Here is a 22,558-nt window from a genome sequence, read left to right as displayed (position 1 = left end):
TATGGAAGAATATAAAGTAGTTGACCAGGCAAAGCTGGCGGACTTAGTCAAGAGCGGGCGGACGGTTGTCGAATTTTCTGCTGACTGGTGCTCAGACTGCCGCTTTTTGGAACCTGCTATGCCAGCAATCGAAGCTGACTTCGCAGACAGCAAGTTCATCAAGATCGACCGGGACGGTTCTATCGACTTGTGCAAGGAAATGAACATTATGGGAATTCCTTCATTTGTTGTCTACCAAGATGGGCAAGAAATTGGTAGACTAGTTAATGGAGACCGCAAGACCAAGCAGGAAGTAGAAGCATTTTTGCGGTCGCTTGACTAGATAAGAGGGGACTTGAGATCAAATGATCACTAGTATTAACAAAGTAAGCTATCCCAACACTTTGATCGTCATCTTGGCGCAAGGCGATGGCGAAAGCAATTTCGAAGAAAAGGGCGACGTGACCCGGGTTACGGACGGCAAGGGCGAATTGACCGGCTTCAACTTCTTTAACGTTGACCAGGTACTGGACTACGACAAGCTGCCAAACGGCGAAGTCAAGCTGGATGAAGACCAAGTCGCAGCTTTGAACGAAAAACTGGCTAGCGTTGGTTTTTCTGACAAGCTGACTGTGGCCAAGCCAACCCTGGTTTACGGCTACGTTAAGGAATGCATCGCCCACCCGGACTCTGACCACTTGCACGTAACGCAAATTGACGTTGGCGATGGTCAGGACCACCAAATTGTCTGCGGGGCACCAAACATCGCCCAAGGGCAAAAGGTCGTTGTGGCTCTGCCAGGCACTTTGATGCCAACTGGGGCCCAGATTTGGCCAGGCACCTTGCGCGGGGTTGAATCAGACGGGATGATCTGCTCAGCCAGAGAACTGGGCTTGGCTCATGCTCCGCAAAAGCGGGGGATCATGGTTGTTCCGGACAGCTTCAAGATCGGTGACGAATTTGAACCGACCAAGTGTGACGAAATGCTGGCCAGCGGCGCTATCACCCTGTAATTGTTAAAAAACGGCAAAACATACAGAGCTTTCGGCTGATTATGGCCCGGAGCTCTTTTTTCTTGGCCCAAGAATGATAAAATAAGGGGCGAACGTTTGAAACAAATGGAGCGAAAAAATGTTAGACAAGACTAAACAAATTTGGTTTATTGGGATCAAGGGGACTGGGATGGCTTCCTTGGCCTTGATTTTGCACGACCTGGGCTACAAGGTTGCCGGCAGTGACATCGACAAGTACACCTTCACCCAGGACCCGCTGGAAGCCGCTGGGATTGAAGTTGCTTCCTTCTCCAAGGACAACATCAAGGGAAGCGGCCAGGTGATCGTCAAGGGTAACGCTTTTAAGAGCGACAACATCGAAGTTGCCGCCTGCGAGGAGAAGGGCGTCAAGTGGCAAAGCTACCCGGACACGGTTGAAGAAATCGTCCAGCAGTACACCAGTATCGGGGTTGCGGGTTCCCACGGCAAGACTTCAACCACCGGCCTTTTGGCAACGGTTTTGGGCGAAGCCGCTCCGACTTCCTTCCTGATCGGTGACGGGATGGGGAAGGGGGTCAAGGATTCCCGCTTCTTCGTCTACGAAGCTGACGAATACCGGCGGCACTTCCTGGCCTACCACCCGGACTACCAGATCATGACCAATGTCGACTTTGACCACCCTGACTACTTCAAGGACAGAGACGACTATGCCTCAGCCTTCCAGACGGCGGCTGACCAGACTAAGAAGGGGCTTTTTGTCTGGGGCGATGACGAACGCCTGCAGAAGATCCAGCCAAAGACGGCCAAGAAGTACACTTACGGCTTGAAAGACAGCGATGATTTCCAAGCCTTTGACGTGGTTAAGACCACTGAAGGGGCCAAGTTCCATGTCCGGGCTAATGGGGAAGACTTAGGCGAATTTACTATCCACCTTTTTGGTGACCACAATGTGATGAACGCTACGGCGGTTATTGCTATTGCCTTTACTGAAGGCATCGACCTTGATGTAGTCAGAAAGGGTCTGGTCAAGTACACCGGGGCCAAGCGCCGCTTCAGCGAAAAGGACTTCGGTGACACGGTGGTCATCGATGACTACGCCCACCACCCAACTGAACTGCGGGCTACGATTCAAGCTGCCCGGCAGAAGTTCCCGGACCGGAAGCTGGTTACCATCTTCCAGCCGCACACTTACTCTAGAACCAAGGAATTCGAAGAAGAATACGTGGAAATTCTGAAGGGGGTCGACAAGGCCTTCTTGACGCCAATTTACGGGTCAGCCAGAGAAGCAGCGGGCGACATCAAGAGTGAAGACATCACCAGCCAGATTCCAGGCGCTGAAGTCATCGACTTCGACAATCTGAAGGATCTTTTGGCCTACAAGGGTGACTGCATTGTCTTCATGGGTGCCGGCGACATTCCTAAGTACGAAGTAGCATTTGAAGAAATGCTGGAAAAGTAATTGAGCAAGCAGCCCTTTAGGGGGCTGCTTTTTTGAAGGAGACAGCAATGACTGAAACGATTTTTCTGGTAGAAGATGAGCCGGGCCTGGCCCAGAGCTTGCAAAAAGAATTCCAGTTTGAAGGCTACCAGGTTCTCTTGGCCGGGGACGGGGAGCAGGCAGTCGCGGAGTTTAAAAAATTTCAGGCCGAGATCAGCCTGGTTATCTTGGACTGGATGCTGCCGAAATTGGATGGCCTGGGCGTCTTGCGCCGGATCCGCCGGATCAGCGAGGTTCCGGTGATCATGCTGACGGCCCGGAACTATGCCGGCGACAAGGTGTCTGGCTTAAAGAGCGGGGCTGACGACTATGTGACCAAGCCTTTTGACATTGAAGAGCTCCTGGCCCGGATGGAGGCGGTCTTGCGCCGGAGCCAGTCGGGCGGCCAGGAAGAATATTCTTTAAAGGGCCTGACCCTAAACTTAAGGAGCCGGGAGGTCATCAGAGAGGGGCAGATTATCCAGCTGACCCAGCGGGAATTCCTGCTCTTAAGCGAGTTCATGCGGCAAGCAGGCCAGGTCTTGACCAGAGACGAGCTTTTGGACGCGGTCTGGGGGGCGGACTTTGCAGGCCAGCCTAACACCGTCGATGTCTATGTCCGCCTGCTTAGGAAAAAGATTGACCAGAATTTTTCGGAAAAACTCCTCCACACCGTCCGGGGCGTGGGTTATATGTTGAAGTGATCATATGAAAAACAGCAATTCAGCCATCCTGCTCAGAAATCTCCTGGCCTTGACCACCATCTTGACCTTCTTGTTTGGCCTCTTAACCATGCTGGCCGTGGTTCAGCAGGAACTGGCCAACAGCAGCGCCAATACCAGGACTATCGTCCGCCGCTTGAAGGGGGCGGTGATTGATGACGACCAGGACTGGAAAAACTGGCAGGTCAATAATGGCTTGAGCAGCAGCCAGACTTATGTGCACGTGGAAAACCGCCGGTCCGATGCCAAGCGGAAAAATTACTATTCAGCCAACGCCCAGCAGCTGACTAAGGCCCTTCAGACTTTGCCGGTTTTCAGCGGGATCTACTATAAGGGGGATGCCCTCTACGCCTATGCCTCTGGCCACTCCCGGGGGATTTACTACCAGGTCTGGGTAGATTTGCACCAGCAAAAGCAGGTGGTGAAGAATGTCCTTTTAACGATCTTGATCGTCTGGGTCATTATTTTGGCCATCAGCGTCTTGTTCGCGGTCTTTTTGTCTGACAAACTGACCCAGCCCTTGCTGGTCTTGAACCTGGCGGCCAAGCGGGCGGCAAATTCCGGCCGGGGGCAGTTGCCAGTGCCGGAGAAGCCAACGGAAATCAGCGAGCTGGCCATCACCTTCAATGAGCTCTTGGACCAGCTTTATGACCAAAACGAGCAGGAAAAGAGCTTCGTCAACAACGCGGCCCATGAATTGCGGACCCCGATCGCGGCCATCCGCAGCAATGCCCAGTTGATCAAAAGGCGGGGAGAGGCCCACCCGGAAGTGATTCCAGAAGCCGTGGCCTTTATCGATGATGAGTCCCGGCATATGCAGAAGATGGTCGATGAACTTTTGATTCTGGCCCGGACCGACCACCGGCAGCTGGAGAAAACGGCCTTCAACTTAAAAGAGACCCTGCAGTCTGCTTTAAGAAGCGCCCAATTGGCCCAGCCAGTCCAGCTGGATTGCCCGGATGACCTTGTTTTGACCAGTGACCGGGACTGCCTGCTTGAGATCGTCCTGAACCTTTTAACTAATGCCGGCAAGTATTCGCCTGCTTCCAGCCTGGTTTTGGTCAAGGCCGAAGAAAAAGAGGGCAGGGTGACGATCAGCGTGGCCGACCAGGGGCCGGGGATCAGCGCCAAGGACAAGGAGCACGTCTTTGACTACTTCTACAGAAGCGATGAGGTCCGGGGGCAGATCCAAGGCACGGGCCTGGGATTGGCTATTGCTCGGAAGATGGCTGATTTGCTGGGCGGGACTTTGACCTTGGCTGACAAGCAGCCGCAAGGGAGCATCTTCAGTTTGACGATCAAGAAATAAAAAAATCCAACTTTTTTCGGGGAAAAAAGAGCCTGACGGCCTGCCAGAAACGGCGCCGTTAGGCCTTTTTGTTTGCAAATCTGAAAAAACGTCAGAATTGCTTCATGAAAAGTCTGTATAAGGCAGGAAGGGATTTGTCTAAGATTAAAGCATGCTAAACAAACGGAGGTAAAAATATGACTGCTTTAATCAACAACATGCTCACCCAGACTGGGATGTGGAGCTACTTTATCGTTGCCGGCCTGCTTTTCGTGGAAACCGGCCTGGTAATTATGCCTTTCCTGCCGGGTGACTCCCTGCTTTTCTTGTCGGGGGCCTTCCTGGCCAGCCAGTTTGCCAACCCGATTCCTGCCCTGGCCCTGTTCATCGCTGCCGTAATCTTTGGTGACTGGGTCAACTTCTCCAGCGGCCGCCTGTTTGGGCAAAGCTGGCTGAAGTCAGACTTCTTCAAGCGCTTCGTTAAGGAGAAGCACCTGCAGGAAAGCCATGACTTCTTCGCCAAGTACGGCCCTAGCGCCGTGACTATCGGGAGATTCGTGCCGATCATCCGGACTTTGATTCCCTTTACTGCCGGGATCAGCCAGATGAAGCGGGAAGTCTTTCTGATGTTCAACATCATCGGCGGCTTCTGCTGGGTCCTCTGCATGACTTTAGCCGGCTACTGGCTGGGCAGCGTCAGCTTTGTCCGCCAGCACTTCTCCATCATCATGCTGGCGATCATCGTGATTTCCTTCCTGCCAGTTGTCTGGACTTTTGTCAAAAAGCGGCTGGCAAGTCAAAACAGCCAAAAATAAAGCGATGATCAACAAGCGAATGGTAAAATGGCTGAAGGAGCTGGCTATCGCCTTAATCGCTGCTGCCTTGGCAGCTTACCTAGTCAGCGCCCAAGTCAAGGCAGGCCAGCTGATCATCGGCTCTGACAGCATCTTTCACTTCAACCGGATCTATGAGGCTAGCCAGCAGATAAAAACGGGCAACTATTCCTGGTTCATGTCTGTCTACGGCTTTCACCAAAGTGGCCGGATAGTCAACGCCTTTTACGGCCCCCTCTTCGCCTACCTGCTGGGCCTGATCTTGCTGGCGGCAGGCAGCTGGTACAGGTTCCAGCTTTTGACCAGCTTTTTGGTCTACTTCTTTGCCTGCCTGGGCATGTACCGGGCAGGCCGGCGGGTAGGGGGCAACCGCCTGGCCGCCTTGTGGAGCGGGGCCGTCTACCTGACTGTGGGCTGGCTGGCCCGCTGGGATATGGGGAGCAATTTTTCCGCAATAACGGCGCTGCTGGCACCCTGGCTCATGATTGCCATTGTCGACTTGCTGGATTTAAAGCTAGAATTCCCGGTCAAGCGGCTGGTGATTCTCATCTTTATCAGTTTAGAGAGCCATATGCTGACGGCTTTGCTCTTTTCAGCGGCCTTGCTGCCGGCAGCTATCTACAGACTGGCGAAAGAGGGCAAGCTGGCCTGGATCAAGCTGGGCAAGGCGGCAGGAATCTGCCTTCTTTTGACCATGAACTACTGGCTGTCCCTGGTCTATTTCGGCTTGACCAACCAGCTGCTTTCTCCAGGAAAAATGTCGCTGACGGGCAATGCCTTGCGTTTGTCGCAGAAGACGACGAGCAAGCTGACCGGTCTTGTCCTTAATTCAAGCACCAGAGACCAGCTAAGCCGGATCATGTTTATCTTCTTTGCCTTGCAGATTTTAGCCTGCCTACTTTTGGCCGTTGACCGGACATTTACCGGCCGCTTGAACCGGATCTTCACCCTGTCCGGAGCTGGGCTCTTGTATCTGAGCTCAGCTTTGGCTCCTTGGGATAAAATCGGACAAAGCCTGCCATTTATGGCCAGCTACCTGCAGTTCCCGGCCCGCCTGGCCAGTCTGGCCTATGCCTTCCTGCTTTTGGGAGCGGTCTTGACGATCAAGCAGCTGGAAGACCGGCATTTGGACTTGCAGCTGGGAGCTGTCCTTGCTATAGCCTTAGCCCTGCTCTTATTCTTTGACCTGCGCTATTTAAGAAACCAGATCTACACCAACGCGGTCAGAGGTTACATGCCTGGCGTTTCCCGGTCTAAGACGACCAGTTTGGGCAGCGACAATGACAAGGATGACCGGCTTCTGGCCGAACAGGCATCCAAAACAATCGATCCAGGACTGTTTCTCAAGAAGGCCCGCAAGACCGTGCCGGACTATTTGCCGGCGGGAGGGGGTGACTTCAAGCAAGTTGAAACGGCTTATAAACAAGTGGTCCTTGACCAGCATTTCTTTAAGAAGACAACTGCCGGGCAGACGGTTCAGCTCAGCTGGACCAGTAAAAAAGACGGAGAAATCCGCCTGCCCCTGGTTCTGTACCGGCAGTCGAAGCTGACCGTGAACGGCCAGCAGGTCAAGGTGAAGCCAGGAGCCGGGGGCCTGGCGACTATTATGAGCTGGAAGGGAAAGAACACGGCCAGCCTGGCCATAGAAATACCATTTTGGCTGCAGGCCAGCTTATGCCTGTCGCTTTTAGCTGACTTGCTGGCAGCTCTCTATCTGCTAGGCAATTGGCTGGGCAAAAGGCTGCAGGGCCTGGTCAACAAGGAATTGAAAATTTAGAAGGGAAAAAGTACTGAATAAATGATAGATATCTTTAAAGCAGTAATTTTAGGTATTATCGAAGGGTTGAGCGAATTTTTGCCCATCTCTTCAACCGGCCACCTGTATTTGGCCGATTATGTCATCAAGCTGGGCCAACCGACCAGCTTTGTCAACATGTTCATGGTGGTCATCCAACTGGGCGCTATCATGAGCGTGGTGGTCCTTTATTTCAACAAATTGAATCCTTTTGCCAGAAGCAAGTCCGGCCCGGAAAAGCGGGCGACCTGGTTGCTTTGGTTTAAAGTGATTTTGGCGGTTTTGCCGGCAGTAGTCATCGGCCTCCCCCTTAATGACTGGCTGGACAAAAATATGACCAGCTGGCAGGTGATTTCCGCTACCCTGATCATTTACGGGATGCTTTTCATCATCTTAGAAAACTTTTACGCCAAGCGGCAGCCGACGGTAACGAAGCTGAGTGACTTGAGCTGGCACTTTGCCTTCTTGATCGGCTGCTTCCAGGTTTTGTCTCTGATTCCCGGCACCTCAAGATCAGGGGCCACGATTTTAGGGGCCATGCTGCTGGGCGCCAGCCGCTATGTGGCAACTGAATTTTCCTTCTTTTTGGCCATTCCGACCATGTTCGGGGCATCCTTGTTGAAGCTGGTCAAGTTCTTTAAGGCCGGCAATGCCCTTGCCGGCAGCCAGCTGGCCATCCTTTTGACGGGGATGATCGTATCCTTCATCGTTGCCTATCTGGCAATCAAGTTTTTGCTGAAGTACGTGCTGACCCACGACTTCAAGCCTTTCGGCTGGTACCGGATCAATTTAGGTCTGGTCGTCATTCTTTGCGGCTTCTTTATGTAGTGTATTAAGCCTATCGTGTATATCAAGTGTTAAGTGTTTATTTGATTAAGTGTGTATTTTTTCCAGTATTTGCCTGGTGAAAGGCCGGTGGATTCGGCAAATGCGTTGGAAAAGCTGGACAGGTCTTGATAGCCGAGTTCATCGGCGATTTCTTCCAGCTTCTTGTTGGTTAAAAGTAGCTGGTCTTCAGCCAGGTTGATCCGGATATTGCGGCGCAGGTGAACGAAGTCCGTGGCAAAGAGCTTGCGGCAGAGGCGGGAAAAGTAATTTGCCTGGTAGCCGAAGTACTCAGCCGCTTCTTTTAAAGAAACCTGGCCATTTTTCTGGGTCAAGTAAGTCATAATAGCGCCAGATTGTGTGTCACGGTTAGCGTGGCGCACGTTTTTTCTTGGAAAATTTGACCTGCTCTTGGAGATCTTCTGCCAGTGCTGGTGGAGCAGCTCAGTCAAAAGCAGGCCAGCCAGGCGCTGGACTTGAAAGTCGTTGTATTCGTCTTTGTCTCTTTTTGCAAGAATCTCAAGCAAATTGATGTAGCCCTTGGTCATCCCGTTAGCCAGATTTTGAAAGACGATGTAGGAATATTTGCCGGACTTGTCATTCATTAAGTCATGGATCAAGGCGTTGTCGGCGACCAGGTACTGGTTGAGAGGGTCCGGGCTGGAGGAGGCGGAAAGAGGCAGAAGCAGCAGCTTTGCTATTTTCAGCTAACGGAGACAGGTGGACTTCCTTGAAACCAGTAGCGACGATGATATCGAATTTTTTCAGAGAGAAGAGGTGCTTATCGGCAGACAATACGGCATCAGTCAAGCATTCCAGGAGGTCAATATGAAATGTATGGCTGCTTTTTCTAGCATAGGGAGAAGTTGCCGTGGTCAAGTCTTGTTCGCCAGCCAGGCGCTTTACGTTTAGCATCGGAAAATCCTTTCACAATAAAGATATATCAGCACAAATTTTAGGATAACTTAAGCACTTAAACTTCCCACTTGCAAACGTGGGCTCGTACCTTGAAAATTCAATAGTTTAGCCAATAAAAAAGCACAAGGCCTTTGTTCGCTTGATATAATTTAGTCAACCACAACATCATCAGTATCAAACGAAAGGCTTGTGCTATGTCTAGTTTACCATTATTCGATACTAAGAACGAACCTAAAATTGCCAGTTCTGTTGAAAAGTTCTTCAAGGACTACAAAGTTATGGAGCTTCTCCGCAGATGTGGGCTCCGCAAGTCCGAATGAATCCCACTTTGGTCGATCCTTTCATACTTCCCAACCTTGATGAAACAGTTTGGCCTGGCCACTAACACTGTTCAGTGGATGACTTCGATCTACCTCCTGGTCATCTCCGTTATCGTGCCGCTTTCCGCTGCTTTGAAAAGCTCTTTTAAGACTAAGCAGCTCTTTGTTACCGCCAATTTGCTCTTCTTTGCCGGCCTCTTGCTGGACGCCTTAGCGCCAAATTTCGCGATTCTGCTCCTGGGCCGGACCATCCAAGGCCTGGGCACCGGGATCGCCTTGCCACTCATGTTCAACATCATCTTAGAGCAGGTGCCAGCTGACAAAATTGGTCTTATGATGGGCTTTGGCAACTTGATCACTGGCGTTGCTCCTGCCTTGGGGCCGACCTTCGGGGGGTCTTGTCATCAACAACCTGGGCTGGCGCTACGTCTTCTTTTTCTTGATGCCTTTGATCATCTTGTCTCTCTTCTTAGGCCTTTACGGCATCCAGCAGAAGTCCAATATCGTCAAGATCAAGCCGGACTTCTTGAGCATTGTCTTTATCGCTGTTCTCTTTGCCGGCGTTATCTATGGCTTCAGCAACCTTTCATCAGGCAAGTTGCTGACCAATCTCTTTCCGATCTTTATCGGTCTCTGCTCTTTGGGTTTCTTGCTGGGCCGGTCCAAAAAGCTGGCTCAACCGATCCTGCACTTTGAAATTCTCAAGAACAAATCCTTCAGCGTGCACTTGCTGGGCTTTCTCATGATCCAGCTCTGTTCTTTGGGCAACGCCTTCCTGCTGCCTAACTACGTCCAATTGGTCAACCAGTCTACGGCTACTGTTGCTGGTCTGGTTACCATGCCGGCTGGCATGGTCGGGGCCATGATGAGCGTGGTTGGGGGCCGCCTCTATGACGACAAAGGGGCCCGCTTCCCAATCATTACCGGGGCCAGTCTGATGGCTGCCGAGCTGATTGCCTTTGCCTGTTTGTCCCAGCAGATGTCTGATCTTGTAATTTCACTGGTTTATATCATCTACATGACCGGGATGGGAATGAGCATTGGCGCCATTATGACCAACGCTTTGGCCAACCTTAAGCCGGAATTCTCTGCGCAAGTCAATGCCTTCTTAAATACCGTCCAGCAATTTGCCGGCGCCATCGGGACTTCTCTGACTTCAGCTATTGTGGCCCTGAGCCAAGCCCAGTATGGGTCAAAAGGCCCGCGGCCGACAGCAATCGGCACCCAGCACGCCTTTATTTTCCTAGCCATAATCGTAGTCTTCCTCTGGCTCATGTTCTACAAGAACGTGAAAACAGAAGGTGGATCTAAATAATTAACGAACTAGCAAAAACTGTTAAAATACATATAGGTATTTTGACAGTTTTTATTTTGCAAGGAATGACAATGAACAAGAAGAAGTTACTTTTAATCGATGGCAATTCCGTGGCCTTCCGGGCCTTTTTCGCCATGTACCAGCAGCTGGACAAGTTTAAGAATCCAGAAGGTCTCCACACCAACGCCCTCTATGCCTTTAAAAACATGCTGGACGTGGTCCTAAAGCAGGAAGACCCAAGTCATATCCTGGTGGCCTTTGACGCCGGCAAGACCACCTTCAGAACCGCCATGTACAAAGATTACAAGGGCGGCCGGGACAAGACTCCGGCAGAGCTTTCCGAACAGCTCCCTTACTTGCGGGAAATGCTCAAGGACATGGGAATCAAGAGCTACGAACTGGCCAACTATGAAGCCGACGACATCATCGGCACCATGGCTAAAAAAGGAGCTGAAGCCGGCTATGAAGTGGCCGTTGTTTCCGGGGACAAGGACTTGACCCAATTGGCCAGTGACCATGTCACCGTCTACGTGACCAAGTCCGGGGTAACTAAACTGGAAGCCTTCACTCCAGACCACATGAGAGAAGTCAACGGGGTGACCCCGACTGAGTTCATCGACATGAAGGCTTTGATGGGTGACCCGTCCGACAATTACCCAGGCGTGGCCAAGGTCGGCCCAAAGACTGCATCTAAATTGATCCAGGAATACGGCAGCGTGGAGAACTTGTATGACCACGTTGATGAAATGAAGAAGTCCAAGCTGAAGGAAAACCTGATCGCCAGCAAGGACAATGCCCTTTTGGGTAAAAAGCTGGCCACCATCAACTGCGACAGCCCGGTGGAAGTGACCCTTGATGACCTTAGCTATGAGGGCAGCAATATCGACGACCTCCGTCGCTTCTACGAAAAGATGAACTTCCGCCGCTTTCTGGCCGACTTGGCCCAAAAAGGGGAGTTGACTGAAAACAAGACGGAAGTTAAAAAGCAGGACTATGTCGTGCTCAGTGCTGATAACTTAGACCAGCTGCCAAAGGCTGCTGAAGTTACTTTCTACCTGGCCATGTTTGGCGACAACTACCACCTGGCCGACTTCGCCGGTTTTGCCTTGAAAATCGGCGGGGAAACTTTCGTCAGCCGGGACGTCTTCCTCTTGCAGGAAAGCCCCTTGAAGGGAATGCTGGAAGATTCTGCCGTTCAAAAGAACGTCTTTGACTTAAAGCGGACCACTTACGGCCTCTACCGGCTGGGAATCAAGGCTGAATCTTTGACCTTTGACCTGCTCCTAGCTTCTTACCTGGTTGACAATGAGAAAAATTCCAACGACCTGGGTGAACTGGTACAAGGCTACGGCTACTTTGACTTAAAGACCGACCTGGAAGTCTACGGGAAGGGGAAGAATGCTAAGATTCCGGCAGATGACGCTGTCTTCTTCAACCACCTGGCCGGCAAGACCGCGGCGATCGCGGCTTTGAAGGACAGTCTGTTAAAGCAGTTAAAGGACCACGAGCAAGATGACCTCTACGATTCAATCGAACTGCCAACGGCTAGAGTTCTGGCCAAGATGGAGATGAACGGGATCAAGGTCCAGCCTTCCCGCTTAAAGGAACTGGAAAACGACTTTGCTGTCCGTTTAAAGGAACTGGAAGAGAAGATCTACAAGGAAGCCGGAGAAGAATTCAACTTGAATTCACCAAAGCAGCTGGGGGTCATCCTCTTTGAAAAGCTGGGCCTGCCAGTTATCAAGAAGACCAAGACTGGTTACTCCACTTCAGTTGAAGTCTTGAACCAATTGAAAGAACAAAGCCCGGTTGTCAGTGACATCCTGGAATACCGGCAGATTTCCAAGATCCAGTCTACCTACGTTAAGGGCCTCTTAGACGTCATCGATGAGCGTGACGGCCGTATCCACACCCGCTACCTGCAGACTTTGACGGCAACTGGCCGCCTGTCTTCAGTTGACCCTAACCTGCAGAACATCCCAACCAGAACGGAAGAAGGCAAGCAGATCAGAAAGGCTTTTGTCCCATCAAGTCCGGATGGCTATATCTACTCCTGCGACTACTCTCAAATCGAGCTCCGGGTCCTGGCCCATGTCTCAGCCGACCCGAACATGCAGGAAGCCTTCAAGACCGGCTACGACATCCACGCCCACACGGCCATGAAGATCTTCCACTTAAGCAGCGTTGACGAAGTAACGTCTTTGCAAAGACGGCGGGCCAAGGCGGTCAACTTTGGGATCGTCTACGGGATCTCCGATTACGGCCTCTCCAAGAATCTGGACATCTCCCGCAAGCAGGCCAAGGAATTCATCGACGAATACTTTGAGCAATACCCAGGCATCCAGGCCTACATGGACCGGGCTGTTAAAGACGCCAGAGAAAAGGGCTACGCGGAAACCATCATGCACCGCCGCCGCTACCTGCCAGATATTCACGCTAAGAACTTTAATGTCCGCTCTTTCGCGGAAAGAACGGCGATCAACTCCCCAATCCAAGGGTCAGCCGCGGACATCATGAAGATTGCCATGATCAACATGCAAAAGAAGCTGGATGAACTGGGATTAAAGACCAAGATGGTCGTCCAGGTCCACGACGAATTGATCTTTGACGTACCAGCTGATGAACTGGAAACGATCCAGAAGATTGTCCCGTCAGTCATGCAGGCAGCTGTTAAGTTGGACGTGCCTTTAGTCGCTGACGCCGGCTGGGGCCATGACTGGTATGAAGCAAAGTAGGAGGTAGAAAATGCCAGAAATGCCAGAAGTTGAAACGGTCCGCCGGACCCTGCGGCCCTTGGTCGTGGGCAAAACGATCGACCATGTCGATATTTGGTACGACAAGGTCATCACCGGCGACCCGGAAACTTTTAAAAGGGAGTTAAAGGGCAAGACCTTTACCGCCGTTGACCGCTATGCCAAATTCCTGCTCTTCCGTTTAGGCGACTTGACGGTCGTTTCCCACTTGCGGATGGAAGGCAAGTACCATCTAACGACCTGGGATGCACCGGTAGACAAGCATGAGCACCTGCAGTTTGCCTTTACCGATGGAAGCAGCCTCCGCTACGCGGATGTCCGCAAATTCGGCCGCCTGCAATTGGTGGAAACTGGAACTGAATTCCAGGTCACCGGCTTGAAGAATTTGGGCGTTGAAGCAAATAGTCCAGAATTTAGCTTGGACTACTTTGAAAAAGGCTTGAAGAAGAGGAACATGAACATCAAGAGCCTGCTCATGAGTCAGACCCTGGTGGCCGGTCTGGGCAACATCTATGTTGATGAAGTCCTCTGGCAAAGCCGGATTAACCCCTTAACGCCAGCTAACGAATTAACCAAGGACCAGGTCAAGTGCCTCCATTCAGCCATCAATGAAACCATAGAAGAAGCTACTAAATACGGCGGCACGACCGTCCACAGCTTCTTAAACGCGGAAGGGGAGTCCGGCCACTACCAGGAAAAGCTCAAGGTCTACGGCAAGGAGGGGCAGCCATGCCCCCGCTGCGGGGAAGACTTTGTCAAGATCAAGATCAGCGGGCGGGGAACCACCTACTGCCTGCATTGTCAAAAGAGGGTGTGACTGTTAAAAAGTATTAATTTCATCCAGTGCTAAATAGTAATTTTTCTTACCAATTCATGATATAATGCCGGTATCAAAAGATTGGGAGGAAGAAACGATGAGCGAATACATGTCCATATCAAAAGCAGCTGAATATCTTAACGTTGCCAAGTCAACTCTCCGCAATTGGGAAGCTGAAGGACTGATTACGCCGCTTAGAACTGCCTCCAATCAACGTCGCTACACTAAAGAAATGCTAGATGAAGTTCTGCAAGGAAATGTGAAGGCGTCTAAGCCTAAGAAGCTGCTGACCATCGGCTATTGCCGGGTTTCTTCTGGTCATCAAAAAGAAGATCTCCAAAGGCAGAAGGATGTAGTGTCCAGATATTGCGAAGTCAATGGCTATCAGTTTAAGATCATTCAAGATGTTGGATCTAGTCTCAACTATAAGAAAAAGGGCCTGACAGAGCTGATCAACATGATCTGCAAGAAGCAGTGTGAGCGAGTCGTGGTAAATTACCAAGACAGGCTTGTCCATTTTGGCTTTGAAATGATTGAGACAATCTGCCAGGCAAACGATGTAGAGCTGGTTGTCATCAATCAGACAGACAACGTTGCTCCAAATTCAGAACTTGTAGAAGATGTTTTATCTATAATCACCGTTTTCTCAGCTAAGCTGTATGGAAAGAGGTCGCATCAGAATGCAAGAGTCATCCAAGAAAGCAAGAAACTCTTCAGTCAAGCAGACAGTGAAAAAGACTCAGCCCAAGACAGTTAGAGTCTACTCCAAAAAGATAAGCGATGAAGAATTTGCCAGAATGTCCGACTTTTTTGAAAGATACGGCAGATGCCGGCATTTCTTTTTGAACCGCTACTGCGGCATCATTCGATGCTAGCGGTTAATAACTGGCAGGCTCTGCGCAACCAAGTTCGCAAGTGGAACAAGCCGGTTAAAGGCTCAAAAGGCAAGCTAGAAACAGTCTACAATTTTCAGACCAAGCACTGGGTAGGCGCTCTCCGTGAGGCATCTGCCAACATAAAAAGCATGTGGTCGAATCTGGCTAACCGTTTGAAGAAGCTGATTCAAGGAAATGAAAATCTTTCTGCAGATCAGCGCCACCTTCTGTTCTTTATTTTGAAATTTAAGAGCGCATGGCAAGCCGTTCTTCTTCACAAGCTAATTGATCTGCCGGAAGAATACACTGAAGCTTTAACTGAAATAGAAGCTAAACTGACGGATAAGCAAATCAAGCAAGCGCACAGCTACCTGCGCCGGATTACGTACCGCTACCACTACCGAGCACGGAAGTCGGGCAAGCTTGGCTCTAGCATGAATTGTGACTTGAATTGGGCATTTGAAGGAAATACTTTTTCATTCAGTTCAGATATGCCTAGAAAGCAGTTTTCTGTGGAGATGACCAGCCCGTGGAGTTATTCACGCACCGGCGATATCACCGTGGTGCTTGACCGCATCAAGCAGCGCCTTGAAGTTCATAAGCTGATCTCTAGCAAGCGTTACAGCAATGATTCAAAGAAGGCGATCGGCATTGACAAGGGGCTTGCCACCCTGCTTTCCTGCAACAGCTGCAATGAATATGGTAAAAACTTCAGCAAGCTTGCCAATGCCATCGTTGACGAATACGGCAAGCGAAACGCAAATCGCTAGCCATATATGAGTTTGCGCTGGCAACTCAATCAGCAGCTTGAGCAACTGGAGAAAAAGGACAAGCCTTTGTCCAAGACAGCTTCGAAGAAGAAAAGAAAACTGCTTGGCAAGCTTAAGAATCTGGAGCAGAACAATATCGGCAGAAAGTCGTATGAAAAGAGCTACCGGTCAGCTCATGAAACTGTCAGAAGCTTTATCAACTGTGCGATAAACAGAATGATCGAGACAGAGCATCCGGCGGTCATTGCCAAGGAAGACTTGACGTTCGTAAAAGAAAAAGGCGTCAAATCAGATAACAGCAGATTCGCAAGAAAGATGCGCAAGCGCTTGAATTCATGGACTAAGGGCCAACTGGATGAACGTATTGAATATCTTTCAAGCAAGAATTCGATTGAAACTCATGATGTCAATCCGGCATATACTTCTCAGTACTGTCCGATCTGCGGGCAGCATTTTGAGGAAAGATACGGCAGTCATCATGAACTGACTAAATGCAAGAAATGCGGCGAGATGAATGCGAATATCGCCGCAGCCGAAAACATATTGAGTAGATTAACTGACGAAGAAATCACGCTTTACACGCCTTACAAGCGAGTTAAGGAGATTCTTGCCAGTCAGATAAAAGAAGCATAAGCCAAGTAATACTACAAAGTTGAAGGCTCTAGCATGTAAGAGCAGTCAACTTTAACGAACTCAGTTCGGGGTATTAAAATCGCGGCTTGACTGCTTCGAGATGCATCACGATATGCTTGCCTGCTTTTTGCGGGCAAGATGCCTTTCCGACTGCCAGGCTAAAAGTTTCCAGTGGGGCAGATAAAAGATAAAAAGCTATTGGATGACGCTATCCGGCGTTATTTGACAGCCAACCATACTCACTGACCTTAACTTCAAAAGGTTAAAAATCTGATTTCTTTTGCCAAGTTGAATCTACCCATAGATTTAACTAGAAAGGAATATCAGAAAAACTTACCAATACTGATGTGATTATCAAGATTTAGTAAGTTTTATGATTCGGTAAAAGATTAGATGACTTTTTATCTGGGGCTGACCGGCGGGATTGCCACGGGCAAGTCGACCGCCAGCCGGATATTAAAAGAGCTGGGCTGCCAGGTCATCGACAGCGACTTGATTGCCCACCAGCAGGCCGAAGTGGGCCAGGTCTCCTGGCAAAAGATCTTAGAAGAATTCGGGCCGGACTTCTTCAATGAAGATCGGAGTCTTAACAGGAAGAAGCTGGGCCAGTATGTCTTTGCCAATCCTAAGGCTTTGGCCAAATTGTCTGAAATTACCCAAGGCGAGGTCTTAAAAGAAGTTCAAAAGCAGATGAAAGACAGCCAGGCTTCTGTTTGCGTCATCGATGTTCCCCTGCTCTTTGAGGCTGGCTGGCAGGACTACTTTGACGCTGTCCTCTTGATCGCGGCCCCGGAAGAAGTGGAACTGGACCGCTTGATGAAGCGGGACTCTTTAAGTGAAGCAGAAGCTAAAAGGCGGATGCAGGCCCAGCTGCCCTTAGGGGAAAAACGCCTGTTGGCTAGCTATGTCCTTGAAAATACTGGTACAATAGAAGAATTAAGAGATAAATTGAGCAATCTGCTGAAAACTATCGCGTGAAAGGAGCTTCACAATGCTTTGTCCAAATTGCCATCAAAACGCCTCCCGGGTTATTGACTCCCGGCCAACTGACGAAGGGCGGACCATCCGCCGGCGGCGGGAATGCGAAAACTGCGGCTACCGTTTTACGACTTTTGAACGGGTGGAACAGTCACCCCTTTTGGTGATCAAGAACGACGGCACCAGAGAGGCCTTTAGCCGGGAAAAGATCCTGAACGGGGTGGCGGCTGCCTGCCAGAAGCGGCCGGTAACTAGCGAGCAGCTCAACAAGCTGGTCGACAATGTTGAAAACCGGATCCGGGCTAAAGGAGTCAGCGAAATCTACTCCAAGGAAATCGGGGAACTGGTCATGGACCAATTAGCCGATATCGACGACGTGGCCTACATCCGCTTTGCCTCCATCTACCGCCAGTTCACTGACATGTCCAGCTTCATGAAGACCATGGAGGACATGATGGATCGGCACAGCAAGGCTAAGTAGTCCATGTACGAAAATTCCAATCCCCGCCTCAGGTACGTCGTTTTAAATGAGCTGGCCGACCAGTCAGGGCAAGGGCAGGTCTTAATCAAGCTCTACCAGCCCTTGATCGGGGCTTTAGGGGTTGCCCTCTACCAGACCCTGGTCCAGGGCTTTGATCCTTACCGGTCTTTGTCGGCTTCAAGTGCCCTGTACAGCCTGCAAGAAGACCTGGACTGCAGCCTCCGCCAGCTCTGGCAGGCCCTGCATAAGCTGGAAGCTGTGGGGCTACTCAAGACCTATGTCAGCCACAATCTCCGCTTGGGGGATATCCTGGCTTTTAAGCTGCACGCCGTGCCGGAGGCCAGTGAGTTTTTCAACACTTCGCTGTTAGCCAGCCTCTTAAAAGAAAAAGTTGGCGGGGTCCGCTTCAGCCAGCTGTCCCGGGAATTTGCCAAGCAGGCCCAGGTCAAGGAGCGGCAGCTAGACAACCTAGAAGAAGTTTCCGCTTCCTTTTTTGAAGTCTTCCGCCTGCCGGAAAATGAGGCCATCAATCCTTCTGAAGACGTCCAAAAGGCGGCCGAGGAAAATGCCGGCCAGAAGACGGAAGAAGCCCAGGTCAACTTAAAGCAGATCGACTGGCAGTATTTGAAAGACCGCTTCGCGACTTACCAGATCCCGGAAAGCGAGATCGACCGGCAGAAAGACGAAATCCGGTCCATCATGGAACTTTACGGCTTAAGCGAGGAAGAGTTTATCAACGAAACCCTACCGACCCTGCATGGCAGCTACCAGCTGGACGCCGCGGCGATCAGAAAGAGCCTCAACTACAACTACAAGGCTGACCACCGCCGCAAGCAGGTAATCAAGCGCCAGGAAGAAAAGCAGGACCGGCCGAGCGTGGACCAGCAAGACCAGCAGTTTTTAGACCTGGTGAAGAGCAAGTCCCCGGTCAACTTCCTGGATGACATGAAGCGGGAAAAGGGCGGCTTTACCACGGCCAGAGAGCGGCAGATCGTCTATGATTTGCGGGAAAATGTCGGCCTGGAAATGGACTTGATCAATGTTCTGGTCTACACCTGCCTCAACTACCAGCCGGTTTTGACCCAGGATTTGGCCTACCGGATTGCCAACGACTGGCTGCAAAAGGGAATCATGACCCCGGAAGCCGCCATCAAGCACCTGCGCGCTGGGAAGAAACAGGCCCAGTCAGGGCAAAAGAAGAACTACCCGGCATATTCAGGCAGCCGGCGGCTTGAACAGGGGACTGACTGGAACAAGAAGCAGTTTGTCCAGCCGGTCAATATTTCTGATGAAGACCTGCGGAAGATGCTGCAGGGGCCGGACAGGAAAGACAAGTAGGGGTGATTAGATGAGAGCAATTGGCGACATGTTGAGTGATGCGGCTAAGGCCGCGGCAGCCAAGAACGGGCATGATTTTTCGGCGGAATCATTTGAAAAGATGAAAAAACAGGTCTTCGCTGACCCCGACGTCCGGGCCTTTCTGACGGCCCACCAGGACCAGCTGACTAAGGAGAGCGTGGACGCCAGCTTTGCCAGCCTCTATGAATACTGCCGGCAAAAAGACAGCCACGACAAGGTGATCAGCGGCTATTTGCCCCAGCTTTTCATGGAGGGTCCTTTAATCGGGATTCGTTACCAGGCCAGCCAGGACAAGCAGCGCCGGGACAAAGAAGCAGCAGCCAAGCGGCGGATTGAGTTGATTGACCTGCCGGAGAAATTGCGCCGGGTCAAGCTGGCTGACTTGGACATGGCCGATGACCGCAAGCAGGCCTTGTTTGAAGTGGGGGCCTTTTTGCAGGCTTACCAGAGCAATCCCCATGCCAAGGGCCTCTATTTAAGCGGGGACTTCGGAGTCGGGAAGACCTACATTTTAGCGGGCCTGGCCAACCGGGTAGCGGAAATGGGCGGCAGGGTGATCTTTTTGCACATGCCGACCTTTATCGCTGGTTTGTCCAGCCACTTCGGCGACAACAGCCTGCAGACGGAAATCCAGCGCCTGGCGGTTTGCGATGTCTTGATTTTGGACGACATCGGGGCCGAAACCCTCAGTCCCTGGTCAAGAGACGACGTTTTAGGCGTGATTCTCCAGGCCCGGATGGACAATGACCTGCCGACCTTCTTCAGTTCCAACTTTGACATGAAGACCCTGGAGAGCCACTTTAGCGCGACCAAGAACGCGGATGACCCGGTCAAGGCGGCCCGGCTGATGCAAAGAGTCCGCTATTTGGCTAAAGAAGTGGTGGTTTACGGGAACAACCGCCGCCTGCCTTAGATTTTTTGAAAAAAATGGCAAAAAAGCCTTGTCTTATTCGGGCAAGGGGGTATAATCGAAAAGTAAATAGAAGACATGATTCCTCCCGCTTCAGAGAGAGGGGCCCAGTTCTGAAAGCCCCCATTTGGGAGGAACCCCACCTTCTATGACCCCAAAAGATAAATTACAAGGTTGGACGCCGTTATCAGTCCAATAAGAGAGGCCGCTTTAGGCCTGAATTTTGGGTGGAACCACGATGATTAATCGTCCCGAGCATGTATTTGTGCTCGGGACTTTTTTGTTTTTGGAGGATTTAAACCAATGAGTTTTGCTTTGACTCTGCCAGATGGCTCAAAGAAAGAATTTGACGTAGCTGTTTCCGTTGCTGACCTTGCTTCCAGCATCTCAACTTCCCTGGCTAAGAATGCCGTTGCTGGCAAGGTTGACGGGGAAATCAAGCCCCTTGACTTTCAGCTGGACGCTGACCACGAAGTTGCCATTTTGACCAACAAGGACGCTGAAGGTTTGAGCGTCTTGCGGGCAACTGTTGCCTTCGTTTTGGAAGCCTTGGTTAAGGACAAGTACCCGGAAATCAAGCTGGGCCAGGCTGAAGTTTCAGAAGACGGCTTCTTCATCGAAACTGACAAGGAAGACCAAATCAAGGTTACTGAATTGCCAGACTTGGAAAAGGCCCTGCAAAAGGCTATCAAGAACGGCGAAGCCATTGAACACGTACAAGTAGCTAAGAGCGAACTGGCTGAAGCCTTCAAGGACGACCCATACAAGAGCGAACTTTTGGCCAAGGAAGGCGACGTGGTTGACGCTTACAAGCTGGGCGACTTCGTTGACTTTGGCTTTAGCGCGCTTTTGCCAAACACTGGCAAGATCAAAAAGTTCAAGCTCTTGTCAGTAGCTGGTGCTTACTGGAAGGGCAAGAGCTCAAACCCAATGCTGCAAAGAATCTTCGGGACTGCCTTCTTCAAGGAAGCTGACCTAGAAGCTGACCTTAAGCGGCGGGCAGAAATCAAGGAAAGAGACCACCGGACTATCGGCCGGGACCTGGATCTTTTCTTCGTTGACCCTAAGGTTGGGGCAGGTTTGCCATACTGGATGCCAAAGGGTGCCACTATCCGCCGGATCATTGAACGCTACATCGTGGACAAGGAAGTTGCAGCCGGCTACCAACACGTTTATACGCCAGTTTTGATGAACCTGGACGCCTACAAGACTTCCGGCCACTGGGCTCACTACCGGGAAGACATGTTCCCGCCAATGGACATGGGTGAAGGCGAAATGCTGGAATTGCGGCCAATGAACTGCCCATCCCACATCCAAATCTATAAGCACCACATCCGGTCCTATCGGGAACTACCAATTCGGATTGCTGAACTGGGGATGATGCACCGCTACGAAAAGTCTGGTGCCTTGTCAGGTCTGCAACGTGTCCGGGAAATGACTCTGAACGACGGTCACACTTTTGTAGCTCTGGACCAAGTTCAAGAAGAATTTGCCAGAACTTTGCAAATCATCATGGACGTTTACCACGACTTCGACATCAATGACTACTACTTCCGTCTTTCATACCGGGATCCAAAGAACACTGACAAGTACTTTGCCAACGATGAAATGTGGGAAAGAAGCCAAAGCATGCTGAAGGCAGCCATGGACGACATGGGCCTGGACTACGTTGAAGCTGAAGGTGAAGCTGCCTTCTACGGTCCAAAGTTGGACATCCAAACCAAGACTGCTTTGGGCAACGACGAAACCATGTCAACCATCCAACTGGACTTCATGCTGCCAGAACGCTTTGAACTGTCATACATCGGCGCTGATGGCGAAGAACACCGTCCAGTTATGATCCACCGCGGGATTGTCGGTACTATGGAACGCTTTATCGCTTACTTGACTGAAATCTACAAGGGTGCCTTCCCAACTTGGCTGGCTCCTGTTCAAGCTGAAATCATTCCAGTTAACCTGGACGCTCACTCAGACTACGCTAAGAAGGTTCGCGACGAACTGGTAGCCAAGGGCTTCAGAGCAGAAATCGACTTCAGAAATGAAAAGCTGGGCTACAAGATCCGTGAATCACAAACCCAAAAGGTACCTTACACTCTGGTGCTTGGGGATGATGAAATGAACGCTGGCACGGTTAATGTTCGTCCTTACGGGACTGAAGAACAAAACTCCGAAAGCCTGGCTGAGTTCATGGACAAGCTGAGCAAGGACGTAGCAAGCTACTCCCGCGAAGACTAATTCCTTCCTTACAAAATTGAACCCTTTCTGACATAAAAAAACATCCTGTCTCAACTCTGAGGCGGGATGTTTTTGCGTAAGAAATAGAAAATGAGATTTTATTGCTTAAAAGCGATAAAATTATTATTTACTGGTTGAAGACTTGGTAGTATCATAAAAGATGAAATAAATTCGGAGGAAGAATGATGAAAAAGTGTAAACGATATCTAACTGTCTTTTTTGTTGCCATGATTACTGTAACAATTTTTTGCCATTCAGTGCTGCTAGCGTAAGTGCGAAAACT

Annotated in this window: 18 protein-coding genes and 3 pseudogenes; 19 read left to right on the top strand and 2 right to left on the bottom strand. The window is 50.6% G+C overall.

Annotated elements, in window-relative coordinates; genetic code table 11:
* Position 1: 1 nt before the first annotated feature.
* The 8 genes from LJ046_RS08405 (at position 2) to LJ046_RS08370 (ending at position 7,914) form a co-directional block, all read left to right on the top strand.
* On the top strand, positions 2-322 hold the full coding sequence (locus tag LJ046_RS08405) for a thioredoxin family protein (protein WP_002879808.1): 321 nt from the start codon (positions 2-4) through the stop codon (positions 320-322).
* Positions 323-344: 22 nt separating this feature from the next.
* Positions 345-992 carry a YtpR family tRNA-binding protein gene (ytpR, locus tag LJ046_RS08400; RefSeq protein WP_002879810.1) on the top strand — a complete coding sequence of 216 codons (648 nt, stop codon included), beginning with the start codon at positions 345-347 and terminating at the stop codon, positions 990-992.
* A gap of 118 nt (positions 993-1,110) precedes the next feature.
* Positions 1,111-2,430, top strand: coding sequence for a UDP-N-acetylmuramate--L-alanine ligase (gene murC / locus LJ046_RS08395; protein WP_002879811.1), 1,320 nt, complete (start codon positions 1,111-1,113; stop codon positions 2,428-2,430).
* 47 nt (positions 2,431-2,477) lie between these two features.
* Complete coding sequence (locus LJ046_RS08390) at positions 2,478-3,152, top strand: response regulator transcription factor (protein ID WP_002879812.1); 675 nt, start codon at positions 2,478-2,480, stop codon at positions 3,150-3,152.
* A 4-nt stretch (positions 3,153-3,156) separates the two neighbouring features.
* On the top strand, positions 3,157-4,479 hold the full coding sequence (locus LJ046_RS08385; protein ID WP_002879814.1) for a sensor histidine kinase: 1,323 nt from the start codon (positions 3,157-3,159) through the stop codon (positions 4,477-4,479).
* A 176-nt stretch (positions 4,480-4,655) separates the two neighbouring features.
* Positions 4,656-5,273 carry a VTT domain-containing protein gene (locus tag LJ046_RS08380; protein WP_002879815.1) on the top strand — a complete coding sequence of 206 codons (618 nt, stop codon included), beginning with the start codon at positions 4,656-4,658 and terminating at the stop codon, positions 5,271-5,273.
* 4 nt (positions 5,274-5,277) lie between these two features.
* Complete coding sequence (locus tag LJ046_RS08375) at positions 5,278-7,068, top strand: putative glycosyltransferase family protein (protein ID WP_002879816.1); 1,791 nt, start codon at positions 5,278-5,280, stop codon at positions 7,066-7,068.
* Between the two features lie 21 nt (positions 7,069-7,089).
* Positions 7,090-7,914: an undecaprenyl-diphosphate phosphatase gene (locus tag LJ046_RS08370; RefSeq protein ID WP_002879817.1), complete on the top strand. Its 825-nt coding sequence runs from the start codon at positions 7,090-7,092 to the stop codon at positions 7,912-7,914.
* A gap of 29 nt (positions 7,915-7,943) precedes the next feature.
* Here the strand turns inward: LJ046_RS08370 and LJ046_RS08365 are convergent, their stop codons facing one another.
* Positions 7,944-8,531, bottom strand: coding sequence for a helix-turn-helix domain-containing protein (locus LJ046_RS08365; protein ID WP_002879818.1), 588 nt, complete (start codon positions 8,529-8,531; stop codon positions 7,944-7,946).
* Positions 8,521-8,826, bottom strand: a complete 306-nt coding sequence (locus LJ046_RS08360) for a hypothetical protein (RefSeq protein ID WP_002879819.1) — start codon at positions 8,824-8,826, stop codon at positions 8,521-8,523. The genes LJ046_RS08365 and LJ046_RS08360 overlap by 11 nt, the downstream gene beginning before the upstream one ends.
* Before the next feature lie 197 nt (positions 8,827-9,023).
* Here LJ046_RS08360 and LJ046_RS10730 point away from each other — a divergent pair.
* The 11 genes and pseudogenes from LJ046_RS10730 to thrS form a co-directional block, all read left to right on the top strand.
* Positions 9,024-9,146 (top strand): annotated as a pseudogene (locus tag LJ046_RS10730) (transposase); the annotation flags it as partial.
* Positions 9,147-9,188: 42 nt separating this feature from the next.
* Positions 9,189-10,464: pseudogene (locus LJ046_RS08345) on the top strand (MFS transporter).
* 71 nt (positions 10,465-10,535) lie between these two features.
* Positions 10,536-13,199: a DNA polymerase I gene (gene polA, locus LJ046_RS08340; protein WP_002879820.1), complete on the top strand. Its 2,664-nt coding sequence runs from the start codon at positions 10,536-10,538 to the stop codon at positions 13,197-13,199.
* 10 nt (positions 13,200-13,209) lie between these two features.
* On the top strand, positions 13,210-14,034 hold the full coding sequence (mutM, locus tag LJ046_RS08335) for a DNA-formamidopyrimidine glycosylase (protein ID WP_002879821.1): 825 nt from the start codon (positions 13,210-13,212) through the stop codon (positions 14,032-14,034).
* Positions 14,035-14,131: 97 nt separating this feature from the next.
* Positions 14,132-14,791, top strand: coding sequence for an IS607 family transposase (locus LJ046_RS08330; RefSeq protein WP_072557736.1), 660 nt, complete (start codon positions 14,132-14,134; stop codon positions 14,789-14,791).
* A 40-nt stretch (positions 14,792-14,831) separates the two neighbouring features.
* Positions 14,832-16,312: pseudogene (locus LJ046_RS10650) on the top strand (RNA-guided endonuclease TnpB family protein).
* Positions 16,313-16,705: 393 nt separating this feature from the next.
* Positions 16,706-17,290, top strand: coding sequence for a dephospho-CoA kinase (gene coaE / locus LJ046_RS08320; RefSeq protein ID WP_002879220.1), 585 nt, complete (start codon positions 16,706-16,708; stop codon positions 17,288-17,290).
* Between the two features lie 13 nt (positions 17,291-17,303).
* Positions 17,304-17,771, top strand: a complete 468-nt coding sequence (gene nrdR / locus LJ046_RS08315) for a transcriptional regulator NrdR (protein ID WP_002879222.1) — start codon at positions 17,304-17,306, stop codon at positions 17,769-17,771.
* 3 nt (positions 17,772-17,774) lie between these two features.
* Entirely contained in the window at positions 17,775-19,109 is a 1,335-nt protein-coding gene (locus tag LJ046_RS08310) for a DnaD domain protein (RefSeq protein ID WP_002879224.1), read from the top strand.
* A gap of 10 nt (positions 19,110-19,119) precedes the next feature.
* Positions 19,120-20,043: a primosomal protein DnaI gene (dnaI, locus tag LJ046_RS08305; RefSeq protein ID WP_002879225.1), complete on the top strand. Its 924-nt coding sequence runs from the start codon at positions 19,120-19,122 to the stop codon at positions 20,041-20,043.
* 300 nt (positions 20,044-20,343) lie between these two features.
* Positions 20,344-22,275 carry a threonine--tRNA ligase gene (thrS, locus tag LJ046_RS08300; protein WP_002879226.1) on the top strand — a complete coding sequence of 644 codons (1,932 nt, stop codon included), beginning with the start codon at positions 20,344-20,346 and terminating at the stop codon, positions 22,273-22,275.
* Positions 22,276-22,558 lie beyond the last annotated feature (283 nt).

The sequence above is a fragment of the Lactobacillus delbrueckii subsp. jakobsenii ZN7a-9 = DSM 26046 genome (genome assembly GCF_001888925.1).
In the GTDB taxonomy this organism is placed as follows: Bacteria; Bacillota; Bacilli; order Lactobacillales; family Lactobacillaceae; genus Lactobacillus; species Lactobacillus delbrueckii.
This window is presented reverse-complemented; position numbering and strand designations above follow the sequence as displayed.